Genomic DNA, 20467 nt, shown 5'->3' with positions numbered 1-20467 from the left:
CAGCGCAGCAACGCCGGCGAGCGGCGAGTCCGGCGGCCGGCAAGGGGGCGCCGGTGCCTGCGGCAGCGGACGGCGAGGCCGGGGAGCGATCAGCTGGCGGCCGCGGCCGGCGCCCGAGGCCACGGACTGGCCGCGAGCTGCTGCCGAGCGTCAGTGTTCTCGAGGGTCTGCTTCCAGGACTTGGGAGCGAGCTCGATGAGCCGCTCGGGAGGCCAGGTTCGCAGCAGGATCAACACGTCGCGCAGGTAGGCCCAGGGCTCGATGCCGTTCAGCCCACAGGAGGCAATGAGCGACACGATAGTGGCGTTCCACTCGGCGCCGTCCTTGCTGCCCACGAAGAGCCAGTTCTTCCTGCCGACGGCTTCGCGGCGGAGCTCAAGCTCGCTCCGATTGTTGTCCAGGCGGAGCCGACCATCCTCAAGGAAGCGAGTGAGCGCGGTCCACTGATTGAGCGCGTAGCCGATGGCCCCGGCGATGGGGCTTTTCGGCAGGACGAGCACGTCCTCTGTCTCAAGCCAGGCGCGGAAGGCCACGAGCACGGGCTCGGCATCCGTCCGGCGCTTCTCGGTCCGGCGGCTCGGAGGCAGCTCCTTGGTCGCCTTGTCGATCGCGTAGAGCTTGCGAATGAAGCCGATGGCGACTGTCGCGCGCTCCCGGTCGGAGGTCATCGCTTCGAAGAACTTCCGCCGGCTATGGGCCCAGCAACCGACCTCGGTCACCTGCTCGGTGCGGAAGAGCTGCTCGTAGACGTTGGAGGCGTCGGCCTGGACATAGCCCTTGTAGCCCCGAAGGAACTCCTTGGGGCCATCCTGGTTGTGATGGGGCGTGAACCGGAACAGGACGTGATCTCGGTCCGCCACCAGGACCCAGAAGTGGCCCCGCCGGCACCTTTCCTTTGCTTGCACCAGCACGCCGGTGGCATCGATGGCGATGCAGTGCGCGTTCAGGGCGTCCTTGGCCATCGCCCCGACGAGGATCGCGAGCTTGTCGGCGCACGATTCGACCCAACCGCACAGCGTCGAGCGCGAGAGGTGAAGGCCCCAGCGCTCGAACATCTTCTCCTGCCGGTGAAGCGGCAAGTGATCCGCGTACTTGCTCACCAGCACGTGCGCGAGCAAACCCGGACCGGCGAGACAGCGCGGGATGGGGCTGTCGGGGACGTCGGCGATCGTGATGCCTTGCTCGGGCTCACCTTTGACCGCGAACTTCGGCCTCACGATCTGCAGCCGCACGAAGCTCGCGGGCCGCCACTCCAGCGTCTCCGACACCTCCTCGCCGACGCGGACGAGCGCGGTCGCGCGCTCATCCTGCGCCTCCGGCGGCAACAGCTCGATCCGCTCGACAGGCAGATGCTCGGGCAGGCGTTGCCGCCCGTGCGGGCGGGCCTGGCGCCCCTTGTCCCCGCCGCCGGAAGAGCCGTTCGGCGTGGCGTCATCGCGGCCTTCCGGCGAGCCGGTCGCGCCCGCGTCCGGCTGCGCACCGGCGCCCGCGAGCATCTGTACGATCGCGTCGAACGCGAGCTGCATCTGCCCGGGGTCGACGTGCTCGGCCTTCTGGCCGAAGATGTGCCGGCGAAGCCGCTCCAGCTCGATGCTGGCGAGCTCGTAGAGCTTGCGGTACTCGTCCCGCTCGTGGGCAGCGCGCGCGAGTTTGTCCTTGAGCTCGCGAATCTGCTCTTCGACCGGCTTGCTCACGGGGCGGTAAGTACTCGTGAGCTCCTGCTTTTTGAAGGGGCTTGTTGAGGAAAGTTACAGCGTCTCGCGGGAATGCAACCATGGGTGCTGCCCGCGAGAATGCAGTGCTATCAGGTAGGATCAGGGGGCTGGAGGGGGTGCAGCCTCAGCGAGGCGGACCTCTCGCCGCAGCTTCGAGGGCGCAAGCGCGATGCCCTCCAGGATCTTCGCGAGCTCGGCGGCGTCGATGATGACGCTCGTGCCACCCGGTGTGATTGCGCGCGGGACTCGAAACGTTCCGCGCTCTAGCCTTTTGTAGAGAAGACAGTACCCGCTGCGGTCCCACCACAGGGCCTTGCAGCGGTCAGCTGCCCTGTTGAAAAAGAGAAACAGCGCTCCGGAGAGCGGGTCCTCCCGTAGCACTTCCCGCACGACAGCAGCGAGGCCATCGAACGACCGGCGCAGGTCGAGCGGCTCGGTGGCAACGTAGATCGAGACGCGGCCCGGGATCATCGCATACCCCCGAGCGCTCGAACAACGCGCGCCAATGTCTCCTCGTCGAACGTCGGTGGTACGCGCACGACCGCGCCGTCTGGGAAGACGATCTCCAGCGCCGCGCCCGAAGGGCAGGCCGCAGCGCCCGACGGGGCGACCACCACCGGGAGCAACGTGGGCAGCGTCGCCTTCTCCGAGCGCTGCCGGTAGTCGCTCCGCTTCATGCCCAGTCGGCGGCTCCACGAGTACAGCGTGCCGGCGTTGACCCCCTCCTGCTCCGCGAACACGCGGGCGGAGTGCCCGCTCTTGTGCCAGCGCGCCACGCGGTCGCGCCAGGTGCGTGTGCTCTCGTCCATCGATACCTCCGGCGCCGGTTTCTAAGCGGCGCAGAGGCTCGAAGACAGGATGGGGTCCGCAGAACGCGTACCTGAAAGCTACGCGCCGACGGTCCCGCGCAGCCCTCGCCGCCGCCGTCGATGGATCCGCCGCGCTTCCATGACCGCCCAGCCAACGCCATCGTGATCGTCCGTCGGGCCGGCTACCTGTTCCCAGCGCGAAGGCGGAAGCGATGGCGACGAGAGCGCCCCGTCGGCCTGGTGCCCGCGGTGGAGCTCCGACTATGCGAGGCCGCCCCCTGCGAGGCCAATGCTCTGCGAGACCATCCGAGCCTCTTTCCGCGTCAGGACGGCGTCCGGGCACCGTGCTCCCGGCGAGCGGCTCCTGACCATTCCGCTGTGGCTGTACATGGGTCCCAGGATGCGCCTGCCGCAGGCACGGGGCACGCCTGCCGCGAGGCGAGGCATCACGCCTCCCCGGTCTCGACCGCCCGCCATCATGACCCGGCCCGCCAGGTCGCGGCGAACAGTCCGGGACCGCCGTAGGCGAGCTCATGTGGAAGTCTTCATCTCGAACCGTCCTGTGGACCGCTTCTTGACCCGTTAGTCTCCATTTACTCCTCTGGCAGGCACACATGCGGTCGAATAGTAGACACGGGACTCTCAAACTCGATAGGCGGAGCGTTCTCGCAAAAAATAAGGCCCTTGATAGTCGTGTAGCCTCCGATGGAATCGTCGTTTCCGCAGATATCCACCACGTGTTTTTCGTATTGTGGATAGAAAGATCGATTTTGATCCATATAGAATCCCAGCGAAGTCGATCCGTCCATAGAACGGGCATCGTCGCGGTACCAGCCGACCGCTTGATTTTCGGCGCTGAGCCGAACCCTGTCGGAGTGTCTCCAGATCTCGATGCGAATGTACGGTGATCGAGCTGCACCGCTGCCCCGGTTTACCAGCCAGATACCGAGATGCGTTAGCCGAGTTTGTGATATTTGGACTGCGAGTCTAGGGGACGGAGGGCGGCCAAATAGCGCAGCCAATACCGTATATGGCATGGGCGTCGCTCCCAACTCAGTGCGCATATAGAAGTCGGGGGCGCGTTTTGATCTTGATCGATGAGGCCCTGCAGAACCTGGCGGCACGTAGATCATCACAACACCAGAGCCGTTGCTGTCGGGATCTTTTATGGGATCGACGCGCACGTTCATGATCTTGGGATCGCAGATGTCGTCTAGCCTATCACGAACCAGTTTTGCGAATCGTTCAACGGAATCGATCGCGCATATCTGATCGGCCCGGTCGCCATCGCTTGTTCTCAATGTCTGAATTCCGAATATAACAATTCCGCCATCCGTGTTTGCGAATGCGGACATTGACTTTGCTAGGTTCTTGTGATCATCTTCTCCTAGCGAAGGGCCTCGGCCGTTGTCTTGCGAGCGTTTGAAGTCGAGATGTATACCTTCTGGTGTTTTCTCGGCTATCATGCTCTGAATTGCCGACCATCGCTCCTGCTCGATCCACTGCAGTAGACGCAATGCAGACATGTCCTACCTCAGCTGTTTTTACGTTGTAACTATCGTACTATTTAACCCCACGGCTACTCTACTCTAGGAGGCCAGCGGAGATACCGTTCCGTGTCAAGAGGAGGCCGTCTTTGGTCCCCCCGGCAGGGGGCGCCCGGCCGGCCGTGCTCCCGGCGAGCGGCCCCGGGTCGTTCCATTGTGGGTGTACGTGAGTGCCGCCGCTCCCGCCTGCCGCGAGGCATCACGCCTCCCCGACCTCGACTCCCGCCACCATGATCCGGACCGCCAGGTCGCGGCGAACAGGCCGCAGCTGTCATCGGCGAGCTCCAGCACGAGACCGGGGGCGATGGACAGGGCGAAGGTCTCGTCCTCCTCCGCGAGAACAGCGTCTGCGATGGCGTCGAGCTCGTCAGGGTCGATCATGCCGGTACGCGTTCGGTGACCCGCATGCTGTCGTCGAGCCTCTGCGCTGCGTAGAAACCCGCGCCGGAGGTGTCGATGGACGAGAGCACACGTATCTGGCGCGACCGGGTGGCGCGCTGGCACAAGAGCGGGCACTCCCGTTGGCGAGGCGGCGCCTGTCCAACCTCGGTCGCGGCGCGCCGCTTGCGGGACTCGGGCTCGGCGGTCGATGCGCTCGGCTTGCCGGGGCGCCGCCTTCGCACGCCCGCCTCACTGGCCGCGCGCTGATCGGCCGCCGCTGCGGGATTCCTCAGCCCGGTCTCGCCGCCCTTGCCGGCGTCCTGCCGTCGCTCTCGCATCGCACGGCAAGCCTATGTCCCTGGCCTGCTCGGCGTCAGGATGCGCTCTGCCGAACGGATACTTGGGGGCGAGCGCGGGCGGCCGGGAAGTTCGCCGGCGCGTGACGCGGTGGCAGAGAACGCGCCCAAGCGACGCGCCGGAAAGAGAAAGGCCCTGGGTAGGGGTCACAAGTTAGCCGTCACTCTGCTCTCCGGCTTCCGCCGCTGGCATGCCCATCATCTTATCAACCTCGGAGTCGACCTCTTCTTGTGAGACGTCGTACAAGTGCACCAGGATTTCTCGTCCGACGACGGCCAGACCGGGTTCGAATTCGGGCAGGTTGGTCGGGAAGTACATCGGGGGGCACCAGCCACGCTGAAGCACCTCGAAGTCGAGGTTGTGAAAACTTGCGGTCCGCGGGTCGTCGGCTTCCAGCATGCTGACAAGACGGTGCCAGGTGAACTCGTGCACCCTTGCGCGTGTGGAGTCAAGGAAACCAAGCTCCACAGGTTCCCATAGATCAGAAGCCCGTTCTTCGAAGCGCTTGGCGACCGTATCCGGTGGGAGTGTCGACAGATAACTAGAAACTGTCGCTTCGTCGGATCCGTAAATAAAACGAGCGGCACTCGAGGCGAGTACCTGACCGAGCTGAATGTGTGAATATGGACTGAGGGCAGTTCGCTTGATCAGCGGGATCCACTCAGAGCCGTCATACCGCAAGATCGCACGCGTCTGACAGGGATGGATCCTGAGCACGTGCCGAGGGCCGAGCGGAATGGCAATGCCCAAGGAACCATCCCTATCACCGGAGGCGACGAATCCTATGTCACTGAGGATTAGATCTCCCGGACCATCCGCCGCAAAAACGTGCCATTCGGCGGCGAGCACCGAGGCGAGAATGCGTTGCAACTCAAGCAGTCGCCCGTAATTAATGTTGTCGTTAGAGCGCTGCTCCTCGGGCCAGTCTCGAAGCCTAGATGAAAACCGATGCTTAAAATCGACTCCTCGCACGAGCATGGCCGCAGCAAACGGCACGAGAATGCGCGTCCAGGCACGAGCCGTTATCGTACCGGAAACAAGAGCCGAGATTGCTTCGGCGAGCCCACCCTCGTAGGGCGCCCAAGTAGCATCTACAAAATCACGATAGGCCGTCTCAGACTCTATAGTATAGAGGTTCTTTTCGGCAGCAAGCCGTGACGCCGGGGCACGGAAAGTAGTCATGTGCTGCTTGTCCCCCACTACGAGCATACGGTCCCGCCTCGGAATCGTTGCCTCGTCCGCAGAGAAGCACGCCAAGTACGTGGCCGGAAGATAGTGATGGAGAGACATTATCAAACCTCCAGTACTGGTACAGCACGCCTAAAATCTAAATGTGTTACCAACGCGAGGTGACCGAGAGACTCGAAGCGACTCAGAGCTGAAGACGGTGGTCCCGAGTGAAATCTGTTGAAATATTGGTATTGATATGACTGCTCGAGATGCGCGTGCACGTCAATCGCGCCAGCGTTCGAGAAGAGGTTGTGGCGAAGAGGAGCCGACTCTGCGGGGCCTTGTTGAAGTTACTCAGGAGGTGTGACATGAGGCGGCATTTGAACGTAAAATGGTGCTGCGGCGGGGCACACCTCGCCGTCAGCACCAATTTTTGGTTAGGCGCCTCCTCGCATGGTAACACTAGGAACTCCAAGTACTGCCGTCCACATGGTTTCCTCTAGAGAACGCTCGAAACGTCGAATCGTCATGGCTCTCCGGTCGACATAATCAATGTTGACATCCCGTAGACCGGTGACAAATTCATGCATTTCGCGAGTGCTGCGCTTCGTATCGGACGAGAGTTCGTCGCTCCAGACGATGGTGATCCATAGGCTCAGCTTCTGGCGCTCCTCGTCTGTGTACTCGGCCAACTTCTTGCTAAAATCCTGAGAAACCCTGTCGATGGTGATTGATATACTTGGACTGGCAGAGGTTCGCAGGTCCGCGTATTCCTCTCTCCGCAGCGTCAGCCCGAGAAGCGACATCGCAACGTCAAGGCAGTGCTCAACCGTTAGGTCCAGGGAGAACGGGATTTGAAGTCGGACAGGTGTGCGGTTGTTTGCCAGGTCCAGTACGTAGCCCTTATCCTTAATAAGTCGTTCGTATTCCTTGACCTTGTGCTCAAAGTACCGAGCCTTGCGAAACGCATCGATGGTCTGTTCCTCGGTGAAAAAGAGTCGATAATCCAATCTGCTCTGTACCTTGGAAAGGTGCTGGTCGCACAGCTCGGACCAGTAATCTGGACCGAGAAACAGGATCGAGCGCTTACCAACACCGAGTTCCTCGGCAACCTTGAGGATCTCCTCGACACCCCTCCCGGTGTATTCGGCGTTAGTCGCCAACCGGTATTGGAGCCACTCAAATGTGTTCCAGTGCTCGACGGCTGTGCGAAGCGATTCGACTGTAGGAGCTGCGGGAATGGTACCGAGCGCACCGCGCTCGTCTGACTTGCATTGATAAGCCTCGGCCGCGCTCTTGTGGAGTATGTCGATACCACGATCTGGAGGCATCAGGTGAAGGTAGTCGCCGTCCGGATCGGAAGCTCGGAGAAGGTCAAGGCAGAGCAGTTCCCAGGCATCTCCGAAGGACGTTGCGGGCGGCTGAACTTTGAGGAACTGAGTATTGAATATGTACTTCATTGACGTGCTCGGTGTCTTACAGGTCTGCTCTGGGCGCGCCTAACGATCAGTCGGTTGGTCAACCGAAGCCGCCGGACCAGGTCTGTCTACACCGTTGCCTTCTGTAGTTTTGCGCACCAAAAAATCTCACGGATCGGCTCTGCGCCGCAAGGCCCAAACGCTGTCCAACACCATGGGGTAGATCGGTGCCCAGCTACGCGGCACCGAACCCGAACGCCATCGGTTCCCACGTCGGGTCGCGTGCGGGTGCTGCCGTTCGCTGGACGGCATCCTCAACTCCGGGAAGGTGATAACGCCGCTCCAATGAGCGAAAGCTCGCGGCGCTCCCCTCATGGCTCACCCGACCGCGACGCGCAGCACCTCGGACCGGAGGTGAAGAAACGACGCATGGACGTAGCGGACGAACGGCGCACGGAGCCCAAAGAAGACCGCCAGATCGACCTCGGCCGCGGCGCGGAACATCCCCTGATCCAGCACGGGAGCCTCGGTGCGGAGCGCCCCGCTCGCGAGGCTCCGGGAGGCGGGGGACGCCGACTCGGGGTGGATGGCGACCACCAGCGTGGCAGCCCACGGGGCGGCGTCGATCCGCTCGCCGAGAGCCCTCGGGTACCGGTAGCTGAGCTCGAGCACGCCGCCCTGCAGCGCGGCCTCGATGCCGGGCGCCGCCGCCACGGCCAGCGCCGGAGGGGCGGCCTTTGCCCCCGCGGGCGCGCCCTTCGCTTCCCCAAGCGCCTCCCTCGCCCCCGCAGGCGCGCCCCCCGCCCCGGGCGCGCCGCCGCACCCGCCGAGCACCACGAGGCCAGCCCCCACGGTGACCTGCGCGATGAACGCGCGCCGCCCCACAATCGCCATGCGACGGCCCCTGGAGCCTGCGCCTGCGCGCCTGCCCCACCAGCATCCGCGCCGGCGTGATGCGGCCCAGCGCCGCGGCGCTCTCCTCCGCCGTCGGGCGCACGGGGTGCCCCGGCGGGAGCTCGGCGACCATGCTCTGCCACAGCGCGAGCGCCCGGTGCTGGTAGATCTGCGCCAGGCTCGATCGCGGCGTAGCCGCTCCGCAGAGCGCGTTCTGAAGCGTGCTTGTGGAGGGCGGCCACGTGCGTAGAGTCGCGATGCGATGACGAAGCGACGGAGCGGGGACGCAGGCGCCGAAGTCCCGAGCCTGACGACGGCGGTGCTGAAGCTGTCGGCGCCGCATGTCGCGTGGCAGGGCCGCGAGGACGCCCCCGCCCGCGCGAAGGGGCGCCCGCGTCGCGCGGCCTCGCAGCAGGAGCGCGCGGGAGTTGCCGAGGCCGCCGGCGTGCGGCGCCGCAAGACCGCCGCCCAGCCGTTCGCGGAGGAGGTGGGCGAACGGCCGCCGACCGGAGGCGCGGACAAGCCGCGCCGAAGCGAAGCGACCCGAAGGCGCCCCGCCAAGACGAACTCGACGGTGGCGGGGCGAAGCGACGACAGCACCGGCTCGACGAGCCGACGCACCTCGGCGCGGAGAGGACGCGCGCCCCACTCGGCCGCTCCGGACGCGACGAGCGCTGTGGGCGCGACGGAAGCGGGCAACGCCGCACGATCAGCGGTCGCGGAAGGCGAGCCGCGAGCCGGTGATCCGAGCCAGGTCCAGGTACTTGAGCCGCCCCTCGGCGATGAGGCGTTGTCGCGTCGCGACCCAGTTCTTGGGACTCAGGTCGAGGATGCGACGGAGCGGGTAGCTCGGAGCCACGGTCAGGATCTCCTGCAAGTACAGCTCGGGGTCGAGCCCGTGCATCTGGCAGGTCGCGATGAGCGACGTGATGGCACACGCCCGGACAGCATGCTCGTCGCTGCCGTGGAACAGCCAGTTGCGCCGTCCCTTGACGACGCGGCGCAGAGCCCTCTCGCTGGCATTGTTGTGGATGGGGATCTCCCCGTTGGAGAGGAACTCGCAGAGCGCCTCCCTCTGGTTGTGCAAATAGACCAGCCCCTCGCGCAACGGCGAATGCTCCGGGACGACCTGCCGCTGCGCCTCGGCCCAGGCGAAGAGCTTCTCGATCAGCGGTGCGGACTCGCGCTGCCGGATCGCGAGGCGCTCGTCCGGGCTGCACAGGGCGCATTCCTCCTCGACGCGGAAGAGCGCCTGGAGGGTCTGGAGCGCGAACGCCGCCTCCTTGCCCGCCCCGGCCTTGAACGCCTTGAAGAAGCGCCTCCGTGCATGGCTCCAGCAGCCGGCCTCGCGGGCCTTGCCCGGCCCGAACAGCACGTTGTGGTTGGCCGAAGCATCGGCGACGAGCGTCCCCTGGTAGCCGCCGAAGAGCTTCGCGACGGTGAGGCCGTCGTACGTCGGTGTATAGCGGAACAGCACGCCATCGCCTGGCGCGACCAGGACGAAGACATGCCCATAGCGGTGCTTCTCCTTGGCCCGGATGGCGGTGCCCGTCGCGTCCATGGCGAACCACGACCTCGAAAGCGCGTCGCTCCACATGGCATCGGCAATGCGCATCGCGATGCCGCCGCAATCGTACTGCCAGCGTGTCATGTTGCTGCGGCCGATGCGAAAGCCGTGGCGATCCGACTCCACCTCTTGCCGGTAGTAGGGCATGTGGTAGTCGAGCTTGTGGACGAACAGGTGGGCCAAGAGGCTCGGATCGGCAAGGCACCTGTCGATCGGGCGCTCCGGCAGCGAGGCGATCTTCACCGGTCCGCCGCTGTCCTCCTCAGCGTCCGATTCGGGCGTGTAGCGTACGAGGACGCCGTCGACGAAGGGGCTTTGCTTGAAGCCCGTGTCCGTGGGGATCCCCAGGAACTCGTGCTCCCGCAGGACGAGGGGCTCGTCGAGCTCGCGCGTGAAGGCCGACCCTACGGCTGGCAAAGAAGCAGGCTCCTGGCCCGCTGCGCGGCTCGCCGCCGGTACCTCCGCCTTGGCCACGTACTTGGGTCGACGCCAGACGATCTCCACGGGGCCGCCGCGCCGGTGGCCGATAACCGAGCTGTCTTCGACGCCCACACGCTCGAAGCGCTCGATGCCCTGGAGCAGCACCTCCGGCGGCAGCGTCTCGATGATCACCCTCGGGATGACACCGATGCGACGGCGCCCGTGCTCGTGGCGCTTAACTCGCTTGCCACCTCCGGGATCGGAGCCGGAGGAGGACTCTGCCGTCCCCCCACGCTCCGGCGGCCTCGCGGGGTCCGGCGGCGGGCTGCTGCCCTCGCTCGGGTCCGCTTCGGGCGAGGTGCCGAGGCTCTCGGCCTGCGACGCGGGAGCCGGACAGGCGCCTGGCTCACCGGCCAGCGAAAGCCGCAGCTGGTCAGGCGAGATCTGCTCGGAGACGTGGCGCCGGAACCCGATCTCCAACGTCCGAATCGTCTCCTGCAGCTGTCGATTGTACGCCTTGAGCGACTCGACGGAGCGAGCGAGCTCTTGGGCCTGCTGCTCCGCCGTCGAGAGCTCGGTCAGCCTCGCCTCGAGCTCCTGCACCCGCCGGAGCAGCGCGTCGACCGCCGACGCGGGGTCGGCGGGGCTCCCCTGTCCTTGTCCCCTGGCCTGGAGATAGCCGAGCACGAGCGCCGCGCCGTCAAGGCGCTCTGTCTCCGCCGACTGCGGCAGCTCGGTCCCACCGGGTCGTGTCGTCGAGGTCAAAGCGCGCCATGGATGCCCGCTCCGCTTGCTCCTGGCAAGTACCTTACGTAGACACTTTCCGCTGTTTTTTGATGAGAATATTTTGTCGAAAGTGGGAACGCGGAACAAGCGTGATGCGCCCTCGGCGCTGCGCTGTCGCGAGGTCTTCGGGATGATGCAACTCGCGCCCTGCTCCACCTCGGCATCGGGCTGAGCCGGCCGCCATCGGGCCGCGCTGGCGCCCGTAGCGCGGTGTCCGGCAGCGCGGTGGACGAGCGCCGGCGCAGACACCTCAGTGCACCACGCGGCGGCGGCTTGCCAGCTCTTCCACGGGTAGACCGGCGAGCAGCTGCGCGAAGTCCTGTGCTGACAGCTCTATACACTTGCCGTCGGCCTCGGTGAACGAGGGCAGAGCAAACGCACCCTTCGAGAGACGCTTGTACAGAATTGTGTATCCGTTGCGGTCCCACCAAAGTGCCTTCAGCCGGTTGCGCCTCTTGTTAAGGAACAAGAACAGCGCGCCGCTGGCCGGGTCCAGGCACAGCACCTGCCGGGTGATCGCGGCGAGCCGGTCGAACGCGCCACGCAAGTCCACTGGTCCGACCGCCAGATACACGGCTATCGTCGCGGGCGTCACTGCCCCCTCCGCAACGCTTCGATCGCTTCCACGAGGTCGCGCGCGCCTATCCCACGTACCTGCATCCGTGTCCCATCGGCAAATGCGACGTTGAGCCGCAAAGGCGGCGCCTCTCGGCGCTCCGGGCGCACCACGACGGGTAGGAACGAAACATGCTGAGCCGCCTTGATGGTCGCTGGCAACGCCCCCTCATCTGCGCGCTCACCGCCAGCCACCCATCGGTCGGCCGTCATCTTGTGGACACCGAGCTCCGTGGCGATCTCGGTCGGCGTCGCCCCCGCCCGGGAACGCTCCCTGGCGTACGCCTCGGCTCGCTCTCGCAGCTCGCCCGGGTACTTCCCACGGCTCTTCTGCTCTCGATACCTCGACAGCTCCGCACGCAGCTGCACCAGCTCCCTGCTTCCTGGCATCGCTCGCTCCTCTTCGCTCGACGAGGGCACGGCCCTCATCGGACGCCGCGTAGCGTGCAACCGAAGCTGGCCAGGGAAAAGACGCGGTCTGCGGAGCGGCTACATCGCGGCGAGAGGAAGCGCTGGCCGAGCACCATCGCCCTCTCGAGGAACGCGATCGCCTCGTCGTCGCGACCGTCGTTCAGGAGGTGGAGCCCCTCGTTGTACCAGGGCATCGGATCCGCCGGATCCTCCTCGCGCATACGCTGGTTCGTCTCGAGGTAGCGCGACAGCTTCACCCCCGATCGCACAGGAGCGCGTCGAGCTGCAACAGGACGGCCTGGTGCGGCTGTCGCTCAAGCGCGCCTTTGCCTACGGGACCGTCGCGGTCGATATGGCCCCGCTCTCGCTCCTGTGCCGGCTCGCGGCCAGCGTCCTGCCGCCGCGGTTCCACACGGTCAAGTACGCGGGGGTGCTCGCGTCTGCTGGCCCATGGCGCAAGCTGATCGGACCGCGCCCTGCGAAGCCGCAACAGCCCGCGAAGGCGGACGACGAGCCCGCTCCCAGACGCAAGCGGGGCGGCTACCGGGCGGTCGACGACCCGCGCCGAGCTTCTGCGCCGCACGTTTGCGCTCGATGTCCTCGAGTGCCCGGCCTGCAAGGGCAGGATGAAGCTCGTCGCCATGATCACCGAGCCGAGCAACATCGCCCGCTTCCTCACCGCGCTCGGTGAGCCGACCGACGTTCCAGGCCGCTCACCCAACCGAGGGCCGCCGTACTGGAAGAGCACCGTCCTGCGCCGCAAGGCGCTCGGGGACGCCCCGTAGCCGCCAGAACATCCCGGGCCAGACCAACTCCCGGAGGGCGATGTGTGCCCGCGGGACGCCGATGCGCCCCTTGGCGCGCTCTGCGCCGCGCGGGGCTCGCTCTTTCGACCCATGAACGACGCGTCGCGACGCGCGCGGTCCCGCCACTTCGGTTCGCCGCGCCACACTTCTTCGCGCAGCGCTCCGGCTTCTTTTACCTACGGTGCACTAGCGCCTCCTCTCGCCATCCAAGCGCACTCAACCCGGCCTCCAGGTTGCTCAGGCTTGCAGCGAGGAGTGGCTGGAACGCGTCGGCGTTGCGCTCCGCCAGCTTGCGGCAAATGGCGACGGACTCCTTCAAGATCTCCAGCGCCTCCTCTCGCTGCCCGAGGGCACTCAACCCGGCCCCCAGGTTGTTCAGGCTCGTGGCGAGGTGTGGCTGGAACGCGTCGGCGTTGCGCTCCGCCAGCTTGCGGTAAATGGCGACGGCCTCCTTCAAGATCCCGAGCGCCTCCTCTTGCCGCCCAAGGGCACTTGATCCGTTGCCCAGGTTGTTCAGGCTCGCAGCGAGATCTGGCTGGAACGCGTCGGCGTTGCGCTCCGCCAGCTTGCGGTAAATGGCGACGGCCTCCTCTAAGATCTCCAGCGCCTCCTCTCGCCGCCCAAGGTCATCCAACTCGGCCCCCAGGTTGTTCAGGCTCGTGGCGAGGTGTGGCTGGAATGCGTCGGCGTTGCGCTCCGCCAGCTTGCGGCGAATGGCGACGGCCTCCTTCAAGATCTCAAGCGCCTCCGCTCGCCGTCCAAGGGCACTTAATCCGTTGCCCAGGTTGTTCAGGCTTGCAGCGAGATCTGGTTGGAACGCGTCGGCGCTGCGCTCCGCCAGCTCGCGGCGAATGGCGACAGCCTCCTTCCAGATCTCCAGTGCCTCCTCTCGCTGTCCAAGGTCACTCAACCTGTTGCCCAGGTTATTCAGGCTCGCAGCGAGGGCTGGCTGGAACGCATCAGCGCTGTGCTCCGCCAGCTTGCGGTAAATGGCAACGGCCTCCTTGGCGGAGTCCAGCGCCTCCTCTCGCCGCCCAAGGTCACTCAACCCGGCCCCCAGGTTATTCAGGCTCCCGGCGAGAGCTGCCTGGAACGCAGGAGCGTTGCGCTCCGCCAGCTTGCGGTAAATGGCAACGGCCTCCTTGGCGGCGTCCAGCGCCTCCTCTCGCCGCCCAACATCACTCAACCCGTTGCCCAGGTTGTTCAGGCTCCCGGCGAGGTCTGCCTGGAACGCGTCGGCATTGCGCCCCGCCAGCTTGCGGCGAATGGCGACGGACTCCTTCAATGCCTCCAGCGCCTCCTCTCGCCGCCCAACATCACTCAACCTGCTGCCTAGGTTGTTCAGACTCATAGCGAGGTGTGGCTGGAACGCGTCGGCGCTGCGCTCCGCCAGCTTGCGGTAAATGGCAACAGACTCCTTCAATGCCTCCAGCGCCTCCTCTCGCCGCCCGAGGTCGCTCAACCTGTTGCCCAGGTTATTCAGGCTCCCGGCGAGGCGTGGTTGGAACGCGTCGGCGTTGCGCTCCGCCAGCTTGCGGCGAATGGCGACGGACTCCTTCAATGCCTCCAGCGCCTCCTCTCGCCGCCCAACATCACTCAACCCGTTGCCCAGGTTGTTCAGACTCCCGGCGAGGTCTGCCTGGAACGCGTCGGCATTGCGCTCCGCCAGCTTGCGGCGAATGGCGACGGACTCCTTGAATGCCTCCAGCGCCTCCTCTCGCCGCCCAACATCACTCAACCCGTTGCCCAGGTTGCTCAGGCTCCCGGCGAGGTCTGCCTGGAACGCGTCGGCATTGCGCTTCGCCAGCTTGCGGCGAATGGCGACGGACTCCTTGAATGCCTCCAGCGCCTCCTCTCGCCGCCCAACATCACTCAACCTGTTGCCCAGGTTGCTCAGACTCCCGGCGAGGTCTGGCTGAAACGCATCGGCATTGCGCGCCGCCAGCTTGCGGTAAATGGTGACAGCTTCCTTCAAGGCCTCCAACGCCTCCTCCTGCCGCCCAAGGTCATTCAACCCGGCCCCAAGGTTGTTCAGGCTCCCGGCAAGGTCTACCTGAAACGCGTCGGCGTTGCGCTCTACCAGCTTGCGATAGATAGTGACAGCTTCCTTCAAGGCCTCCAGCGCCTCTTCCCGCCGCCCAAGGTCACTCAACCTGGTTCCCAGGTTGTTCAGACTCATAGCGAGGTCTGGCTGGAACGCATCGGCGTTGCGCTCCGCAGGCTTGCGGTGAATGGCGACAGCTTCCTTCAAGGCCTCCAACGCCTCCTCCCGCCGCCCAAGGTCACTCAACCCGGCTCCCAGGTTGTTCAGACATCCGGCAAGGTCTGGCTGGAACGCATCGGCGTTGCACTCCGTCAGCTTGCGGTAAATGGCAACAGCTTCCTTCAAGGCCTCCAACGCCTCCTCCCGCCGTCCGAGGGCGCTCCACCTGGCTCCCAGATTGTTCAGACTCATAGCGAGGTCTGGCTGGAACGCATCGGCGTTGCGCTCCGCCAGCCTGCGGTAAACGGCGACGGCCTGCTTGGCCGCCGCTAGCGCCTCCTCTCTCTGTCCAAGACTGGCTAGGTCAATCGAATGGTTGTTCAGCAGCCGCGCATGTTCCGCGAGTGACGGTTCGTCCGCCCCGTCACCGCTGTCCCGGAGCAGCGCTCGGCTCACCCACTCCGCGACACGGCGCAGCGACACGGTCGGGTACGGCAGCCCCACCCTCTCCAGCACGCGTGCCACCTCCCTACCCGCGCCCGCCACCAGCCAGTCGGCCAACACCTCGCCGAGCAGCGAGAACGGCGTCCGGTGCCCGACTTGCTTCGCTGCCTCCAGAGCTAGTGCGGCTCGTTCGTGCTGAGGCCCGTTAAGCATCCATTCCATCCACGGACGGATCACCGCCGGCCCCGGCCCCGTCGCCGACGCGCGCCCCAGCACCGAAAACCCCGTAAGCACCGCCTCTCCCGCTTCGTACGGTGGAAAGACGCGTTCGATCCAGTCCAAGGGCGGACGGTCCTCCGTAAGCTTGGGTGCGCTCACGCGCAGCACGATGCCCTCTCCCAAAAGGTCTGGCTCGAGCGCCGGGATGTACGCGGCGACGCCCCCGCTCACGCCCTGGTAGACTCGATGTAACAGCCGCAGCAGATCCTCGTCGCCCTGTGTGAGAGCTCGCCGCAGCAGCCTTCCGACGACGGCAGACGCCTCGGCCGGATCCGCGAGCCCACCGCGCAGCGTGGACGCGGCCATAATCTGTCGTGCAAGCGACCGCTGTGACGCCAGCGCTACTCCGGCTTGTCGGGCGCGCTCCTCCCAGAAACGCTCCTCGTGATCGAGGATCGTATCCATTAGCGTGTTGGCCTCAAAACTGAGATGTGCAACGGTCGCGAGTGCAGCCATGTGCAAATAAAGAACGTGGTCGAAGCGCGCGTCCGAAAGTTCGATCGGCGAGCGCTCAACCGGGGTGTTCTGCCCCCGCTCCGCAAACCTCCGCGCCGCCTCCAGGAACACTGCCTCGCGCTCGGAAATACGAGTCGCCAAAGGCTGTAATTCCAGCGATTGCGAAGCATCGAGCCATGCCCCGAGCGCCGTGTCGTACTGCTTCAGAGACTGCCACCAGTCACCGTCGCTCCGCGCGAGCAGCAGCAGCCGGACCCGCTGCAGCGAACCGGTCCCTTGCTGCTGACCGTAACGGAGTACGCGCAGCAGCACCTCGCGCAGATCCGCACGGACCTCCGCGTAATCCAGCACCGCGACGAGCGGCCTTCCCAGCGCGCACAGTCGCTCGAACCAGTCCTCGGGCTCACCCTTCGCCAGGAAGCCCGCGGCCCAGCCCTCTGCGCGACGTCGGCGCGACCATTCGATCGCAAGACGCGTCTTGCCGACACCTCCTTCCGCATGCAGCAGCCGCACCGCCACAGGTGACGCGTCGTCACACCACCGATCTAGCTCAACCAGTACCTCCTCGCGTCCCGGCTCGTGCCACGGCACGACCTCATGCCGTGCACTGAGCAACGCGGACGGGGGTGCGTCCGGCTCCAAGTCCACGTGCCCGTCGGTCAACAAGTCATCGATTCCAGGTGCCACTTCGGGCTCGACGTGCTTGCGTAGGAACGCGAGTACGCACTCAGCCGAAACGCGGGCTGCGAACTCTTTGAAATGATCGTCCCGCCCATGGTTGGCGAAATCCATGACACCCTTCATCACCAGTGCGTCGAGCCTTGAATCGCGCTGAGCGTGCGCGAGAGCTCCAAGGGCAGCCGCTTCCATCTCGAGACCGAGCGTCTTACGCATGTACTCCGATATGAAGCCCCAGCATTTTTCGTCCTCAACCACCTTGTTGCCGCTGCCCATCGGCGCGACGTGCACCTTGAAAGGGAGCACCGCCCCCGCAGGAGAGAGGTCCGGGAACTGACGGTGATGCAGAATCAGGATGCGGCCGATGCGCTTGCGTCCTTCGTCGGTCACCTCGAGAGTGGAATCCTTCAGGTGGCCGGACTCCCACAACGAAGAGACGACCTTCTCCCACTGCGGGCATAACTCCTCGCACTCCGGCAGCTGGTCGGGCTGTGCGACTCCCTCGTGCAGCTTCGCCAGGAGCCAATTCTCCTGCCACTCGTAGGGGATCGGACGCTTCTTCCACCAGGCTCTGTCCCGGAAGCGTCCGGCGAAGTCCATATGTTCCAGCGCGAGCTTCCAGTCTTCGCGCAGGTTGTATGACTTCAGATCCTGCTGCACGTCGTTTGGCAGCTGCTTGCCTGCATCATGGAAGAACAAACGCTCGGCGGCGACGACATCGCCAAGACGCGTCTTTCTAGGCCGCCCCGCGCACACGCCGCACATCGCAATGCACTTCGGCGCGTATGCATGCACCAGCGGCAGCAGCGCGTTCATCGCAGCAACCGCGCCCATGTCGCCGGCCTGCGCCAGCGCAACACGGAGCGGCCTTCCACGCGCTCCCTGGAAGCTCCTGAATGCGACAGGAAGGCCGTTTGGACCTTTCTCAGGCTCCCACCTGCTGCCCTGCAACGCGCCTTCCTCAACCTCGAGGGCAGCCTGATACTCCAGCGTGATCGCGACGAGGATGACCACGTCGACCTTACGAAACGTCACACCGCCCTTGGACATCCGCCGAAGGATACGCGCGCAGACGCTCGCGAGGAAGGGACGTGCGGGGGTGGGGGGCGCCGAGCCCCGCAGGCTCGACCTGGGGGGCCGAGCCCCGCGGGCTTGACCTGGGGGCGCCGAGCTCTGCTGGGTCACCTGCACGAGGCTGCGGTGCTGGACGACGATAGCGCCCAAGAACCGCCGTCGCGGCCGAGCCGCTTCGCCTCGCCGCGGGTCGCGGCGCAGATGGCGACCGGCGACTCGCCCGGGGGGTTGAACGGGATCTTGAGCTGGTCGCCGAGGACCTTGAGCTGCTCGACGGCCGCGGGGCGCTGCATGTCGGCCGCGACGAGCAGCGGCTTGCGCCCCTGCTTCTCGAGGTAGCGCGAGAGCTTCGCGCTCCGCGTGCGGGACACCGACCCCATCCTGCCGGAGTGCCGCATCGAGCCGGCGAGTAAGCGGCGGCGCGCCGTCCGCCATGGCGCCGCCATGGGCGATGGCCCGCCGGGCTTTCGCGATAACGCGGGAGATCGCGCCGTCGCCGCCTGGCCCGCGGCGTGCGGTCCCGGCGCCGTGTGGCCAGCGCGGATGGCTGCCCAGGCATCGTCTACGAGCGCCGTCGCCCCGAGAGGACGACGCTCTACGAGGTCGTGCGCGACAACGTCCAGACGCTCTACGGAGCCATCGACGACGGCGCCATCGCCATCCGGATACCCGAGCGTACGAAGAAACAGCTCGAAGCCTATCTCGACTGCGGGCTGCTCTGCCGGCGTGGAGCGGTTGTATGAAGAGCGCGCCATGCGCCGAGGCGCGCTCGGCGCGGCCAAGAGCGGCGCGGTGACCGTCGTGCAACGCACGTCCGGCGACCTGCGGCTCAATCCACATCTGCACGTTGTCTTTCTCGACGGGGCTTACCACAAACACGGCGCAGAGCTCGTGTGGAACGAGCTCGGTCACCTGCAGACGCGCGCGGTCGGTCAGGTGATCGAGGACGCCGTCCGGCGCATGATGCGCAGCCTGCGACGGCACGGGCTGTTCGATCTCGAGCATGGCGTCGACAAGGACAACGAGCCCGAGGCCGCGCTGTGCGCCTCTGCCGTCTCCGGACGAGAGCCGCCTGCCGGGCCGCAGTGGCGTCGTGGGCTGTCGCCGCTCTTGCCGAGCGCACTCGCGTACGCCATGCGCGCTGTGCGCCTCGCTGGATGGCTTCACCTTGCACGCGGCGACACGCGCCGGCGCGCACCATACCGCGTCGAGGGAGGCGCTCTTGCGCTATGTCCTGAGACCGCGGAGCGCACAGGAGTGCGTCGAGCTGCAACAGGACGGCCTGGTGCGGCTGTCGCTCAAGCGCGCCTTTGCCTACGGGACCGTCGCGGTCGATATGGCCCCGCTCTCGCTCCTGTGCCGGCTCGCGGCCAGCGTCCTGCCGCCGCGGTTCCACACGGTCAAGTACGCGGGGGTGCTCGCGTCTGCTGGCCCATGGCGCAAGCTGATCGGACCGCGCCCTGCGAAGCCGCAACAGCCCGCGAAGGCGGACGACGAGCCCGCTCCCAGACGCAAGCGGGGCGGCTACCGGGCGGTCGACGACCCGCGCCGAGCTTCTGCGCCGCACGTTTGCGCTCGATGTCCTCGAGTGCCCGGCCTGCAAGGGCAGGATGAAGCTCGTCGCCATGATCACCGAGCCGAGCAACATCGCCTGCTTCCTCACCGCGCTCGGTGAGTCGACCAACGTTCCAGGCCGCTCACCCAGCCGAGGGCCGCCGTACTGGAAGAGCACCGTCCTGCGCCGCAAGGCGCTCGGGGACGCCCCATAGCCGCCAGAACATCCCGGGCCAGACCAACTCCCGGAGGGCGATGTGTGCCCGCGGCACGCCGATGCGCCCCTTGGCACGCGCTGCGCCGCGCTCGACCCGCTCTTTCGACCCATGAACGACGCGTCGCGACGCGCGCGGTCCCGCCACTTCGGTTCGCCGCGCCACACTTCTTCGCGCAGCGCTCCGGCTTCTTTTACCTACGCGCTCGGACCGGTGGGCCTGTGCATCGAGGGGCTCGATCTCGACAGCCTGGTCACGCTCAATACACTCGTCGGGCTGTCCGCTTTGGCGACGCAGAGTCCCTCCACTGGTACCGAGTGCTTCCTGCGAAGGCTTGGTGGCCGCACCGCACCCGTAGTGCGGCTCGATCCATGGAACATCGTGCACGGCGTCGTCGCTGCGCGCATCGGCACGACGAAGCGCGCACCCCAGCTTGCGTGGGCTTGGGGCGCGCGCCTCCCCTTCGTGCATGCCGGCCCTTGACACCGCGCCGCCGAAATGCATCATGGACTCGCCTGCGGTGCGGACCGCATCGGGCACCCACTCCGCCGATTCGATCGGCGGAGGAGGTTACGCGAGGAACATCTCCGACCTCGGAGCCTTCTCGTACGCCTTGGGGAGCTTGAGGTGATCCGCCGGCGCCTTTGGCCACGCTGAGCTTTGCTCGG

At 66.0% G+C, this 20467-nt stretch carries 20 protein-coding genes and 1 pseudogene; 7 read left to right on the top strand and 14 right to left on the bottom strand.

From position 1 onward, the window contains the following. Window positions 1–89: 89 nt before the first annotated feature. The 12 genes from tnpC (WME76_RS12680) to WME76_RS12625 all read right to left on the bottom strand — a co-directional run bounded on the left by tnpC (WME76_RS12680) (window position 90) and on the right by WME76_RS12625 (window position 12347). Window positions 90–1694: an IS66 family transposase gene (gene tnpC / locus WME76_RS12680; protein ID WP_437954795.1), complete on the bottom strand. Its 1605-nt coding sequence runs from the start codon at window positions 1692–1694 to the stop codon at window positions 90–92. 120 nt (window positions 1695–1814) lie between these two features. Then, a complete protein-coding gene (gene tnpB / locus WME76_RS12675) occupies window positions 1815–2186 on the bottom strand; it encodes an IS66 family insertion sequence element accessory protein TnpB (protein WP_437954794.1) in 372 nt (123 codons plus the stop codon). Beyond that, window positions 2183–2524 (bottom strand): IS66 family insertion sequence element accessory protein TnpA, encoded by a 342-nt coding sequence (tnpA, locus tag WME76_RS12670; protein ID WP_437954793.1) that lies wholly within the window; start codon window positions 2522–2524, stop codon window positions 2183–2185. Before tnpA ends, tnpB (WME76_RS12675) begins: the two co-directional genes overlap by 4 nt. 593 nt (window positions 2525–3117) lie before the next feature. Continuing rightward, window positions 3118–4050, bottom strand: a complete 933-nt coding sequence (locus WME76_RS12665) for an AlbA family DNA-binding domain-containing protein (RefSeq protein WP_437960386.1) — start codon at window positions 4048–4050, stop codon at window positions 3118–3120. Window positions 4051–4448: 398 nt separating this feature from the next. Beyond that, the gene (locus WME76_RS12660) at window positions 4449–4790 is read right to left on the bottom strand and encodes a hypothetical protein (RefSeq protein WP_437960385.1); all 342 of its coding nucleotides are present in this window, start codon (window positions 4788–4790) and stop codon (window positions 4449–4451) included. A 172-nt stretch (window positions 4791–4962) separates the two neighbouring features. Then, window positions 4963–6099 carry a DUF4238 domain-containing protein gene (locus tag WME76_RS12655; RefSeq protein ID WP_437960384.1) on the bottom strand — a complete coding sequence of 379 codons (1137 nt, stop codon included), beginning with the start codon at window positions 6097–6099 and terminating at the stop codon, window positions 4963–4965. Window positions 6100–6416: 317 nt separating this feature from the next. Further along, the gene (locus WME76_RS12650; RefSeq protein ID WP_437960383.1) at window positions 6417–7439 is read right to left on the bottom strand and encodes a hypothetical protein; all 1023 of its coding nucleotides are present in this window, start codon (window positions 7437–7439) and stop codon (window positions 6417–6419) included. 336 nt (window positions 7440–7775) lie between these two features. Next, on the bottom strand, window positions 7776–8291 hold the full coding sequence (locus tag WME76_RS12645; protein WP_437960382.1) for a hypothetical protein: 516 nt from the start codon (window positions 8289–8291) through the stop codon (window positions 7776–7778). Window positions 8292–9000: 709 nt separating this feature from the next. After that, window positions 9001–11043 carry an IS66 family transposase gene (gene tnpC / locus WME76_RS12640; RefSeq protein WP_437954404.1) on the bottom strand — a complete coding sequence of 681 codons (2043 nt, stop codon included), beginning with the start codon at window positions 11041–11043 and terminating at the stop codon, window positions 9001–9003. Window positions 11044–11314: 271 nt separating this feature from the next. After that, complete coding sequence (gene tnpB, locus WME76_RS12635) at window positions 11315–11638, bottom strand: IS66 family insertion sequence element accessory protein TnpB (protein WP_437954403.1); 324 nt, start codon at window positions 11636–11638, stop codon at window positions 11315–11317. A 17-nt stretch (window positions 11639–11655) separates the two neighbouring features. Next, window positions 11656–12108 carry a helix-turn-helix domain-containing protein gene (locus WME76_RS12630; RefSeq protein WP_437954402.1) on the bottom strand — a complete coding sequence of 151 codons (453 nt, stop codon included), beginning with the start codon at window positions 12106–12108 and terminating at the stop codon, window positions 11656–11658. Further along, a complete protein-coding gene (locus WME76_RS12625) occupies window positions 12105–12347 on the bottom strand; it encodes a tetratricopeptide repeat protein (protein WP_437960381.1) in 243 nt (80 codons plus the stop codon). The genes WME76_RS12630 and WME76_RS12625 overlap by 4 nt, the downstream gene beginning before the upstream one ends. A gap of 44 nt (window positions 12348–12391) precedes the next feature. Here WME76_RS12625 and WME76_RS12620 point away from each other — a divergent pair, with 44 nt between their 5' ends. Both WME76_RS12620 and WME76_RS12615 read left to right on the top strand, forming a co-directional pair. Next, window positions 12392–12781, top strand: a complete 390-nt coding sequence (locus tag WME76_RS12620) for a hypothetical protein (protein WP_437960380.1) — start codon at window positions 12392–12394, stop codon at window positions 12779–12781. After that, on the top strand, window positions 12717–12875 hold the full coding sequence (locus tag WME76_RS12615; RefSeq protein WP_437962252.1) for a hypothetical protein: 159 nt from the start codon (window positions 12717–12719) through the stop codon (window positions 12873–12875). Before WME76_RS12620 ends, WME76_RS12615 begins: the two co-directional genes overlap by 65 nt. A 193-nt stretch (window positions 12876–13068) precedes the next feature. Here WME76_RS12615 and WME76_RS12610 read toward each other — a convergent pair whose 3' ends face one another. Next, complete coding sequence (locus WME76_RS12610; RefSeq protein ID WP_437960379.1) at window positions 13069–18006, bottom strand: tetratricopeptide repeat protein; 4938 nt, start codon at window positions 18004–18006, stop codon at window positions 13069–13071. A 131-nt stretch (window positions 18007–18137) separates the two neighbouring features. Next, entirely contained in the window at window positions 18138–18401 is a 264-nt protein-coding gene (locus WME76_RS12605; protein ID WP_437960378.1) for a hypothetical protein, read from the bottom strand. Window positions 18402–18635: 234 nt separating this feature from the next. Between WME76_RS12605 and WME76_RS12600 the strand changes: the two genes are divergently transcribed. From WME76_RS12600 to WME76_RS12580, 5 genes and pseudogenes are all read left to right on the top strand, one after another. Beyond that, window positions 18636–18773 (top strand): hypothetical protein, encoded by a 138-nt coding sequence (locus tag WME76_RS12600; RefSeq protein ID WP_437960377.1) that lies wholly within the window; start codon window positions 18636–18638, stop codon window positions 18771–18773. A gap of 10 nt (window positions 18774–18783) precedes the next feature. Next, window positions 18784–19005 (top strand): annotated as a pseudogene (locus WME76_RS12595) (transposase); the annotation flags it as partial. A 28-nt stretch (window positions 19006–19033) separates the two neighbouring features. After that, the gene (locus WME76_RS12590; protein ID WP_437962106.1) at window positions 19034–19705 is read left to right on the top strand and encodes a transposase; all 672 of its coding nucleotides are present in this window, start codon (window positions 19034–19036) and stop codon (window positions 19703–19705) included. Then, entirely contained in the window at window positions 19641–19799 is a 159-nt protein-coding gene (locus WME76_RS12585) for a hypothetical protein (RefSeq protein WP_437960376.1), read from the top strand. Before WME76_RS12590 ends, WME76_RS12585 begins: the two co-directional genes overlap by 65 nt. A gap of 111 nt (window positions 19800–19910) precedes the next feature. Then, window positions 19911–20282, top strand: a complete 372-nt coding sequence (locus WME76_RS12580) for a hypothetical protein (RefSeq protein ID WP_437960375.1) — start codon at window positions 19911–19913, stop codon at window positions 20280–20282. The last annotated feature ends 185 nt before the right edge of the window (window positions 20283–20467 follow it).

The organism is Sorangium sp. So ce119, assembly GCF_051524405.1.
Lineage (GTDB): Bacteria > Myxococcota_A > Polyangia > Polyangiales > Polyangiaceae > Sorangium > Sorangium cellulosum_G.
The sequence above is the reverse complement of the archived record's forward strand: the minus strand, read 5'-3'. Positions and strand labels throughout refer to the sequence as shown.

Excerpts from the sequence above, each read along its gene's own strand:
- WME76_RS12655 (WP_437960384.1), bottom strand. The coding sequence starts at position 6,099 with ATGTCTCTCCATCACTATCTTCCGGCCACGTACTTGGCGTGCTTCTCT.
- WME76_RS12615 (WP_437962252.1), top strand. The coding sequence starts at position 12,717 with ATGAAGCTCGTCGCCATGATCACCGAGCCGAGCAACATCGCCCGCTTC.
- WME76_RS12660 (WP_437960385.1), bottom strand. The coding sequence starts at position 4,790 with ATGCGAGAGCGACGGCAGGACGCCGGCAAGGGCGGCGAGACCGGGCTG.
- WME76_RS12630 (WP_437954402.1), bottom strand. The coding sequence starts at position 12,108 with ATGAGGGCCGTGCCCTCGTCGAGCGAAGAGGAGCGAGCGATGCCAGGA.
- WME76_RS12590 (WP_437962106.1), top strand. The coding sequence starts at position 19,034 with ATGGCGTCGACAAGGACAACGAGCCCGAGGCCGCGCTGTGCGCCTCTG.
- WME76_RS12645 (WP_437960382.1), bottom strand. The coding sequence starts at position 8,291 with ATGGCGATTGTGGGGCGGCGCGCGTTCATCGCGCAGGTCACCGTGGGG.
- WME76_RS12580 (WP_437960375.1), top strand. The coding sequence starts at position 19,911 with ATGAACGACGCGTCGCGACGCGCGCGGTCCCGCCACTTCGGTTCGCCG.
- WME76_RS12585 (WP_437960376.1), top strand. The coding sequence starts at position 19,641 with ATGAAGCTCGTCGCCATGATCACCGAGCCGAGCAACATCGCCTGCTTC.
- tnpB (WP_437954794.1), bottom strand. The coding sequence starts at position 2,186 with ATGATCCCGGGCCGCGTCTCGATCTACGTTGCCACCGAGCCGCTCGAC.
- WME76_RS12610 (WP_437960379.1), bottom strand. The coding sequence starts at position 18,006 with ATGTCCAAGGGCGGTGTGACGTTTCGTAAGGTCGACGTGGTCATCCTC.
- tnpA (WP_437954793.1), bottom strand. The coding sequence starts at position 2,524 with ATGGACGAGAGCACACGCACCTGGCGCGACCGCGTGGCGCGCTGGCAC.
- WME76_RS12650 (WP_437960383.1), bottom strand. The coding sequence starts at position 7,439 with ATGAAGTACATATTCAATACTCAGTTCCTCAAAGTTCAGCCGCCCGCA.
- WME76_RS12665 (WP_437960386.1), bottom strand. The coding sequence starts at position 4,050 with ATGTCTGCATTGCGTCTACTGCAGTGGATCGAGCAGGAGCGATGGTCG.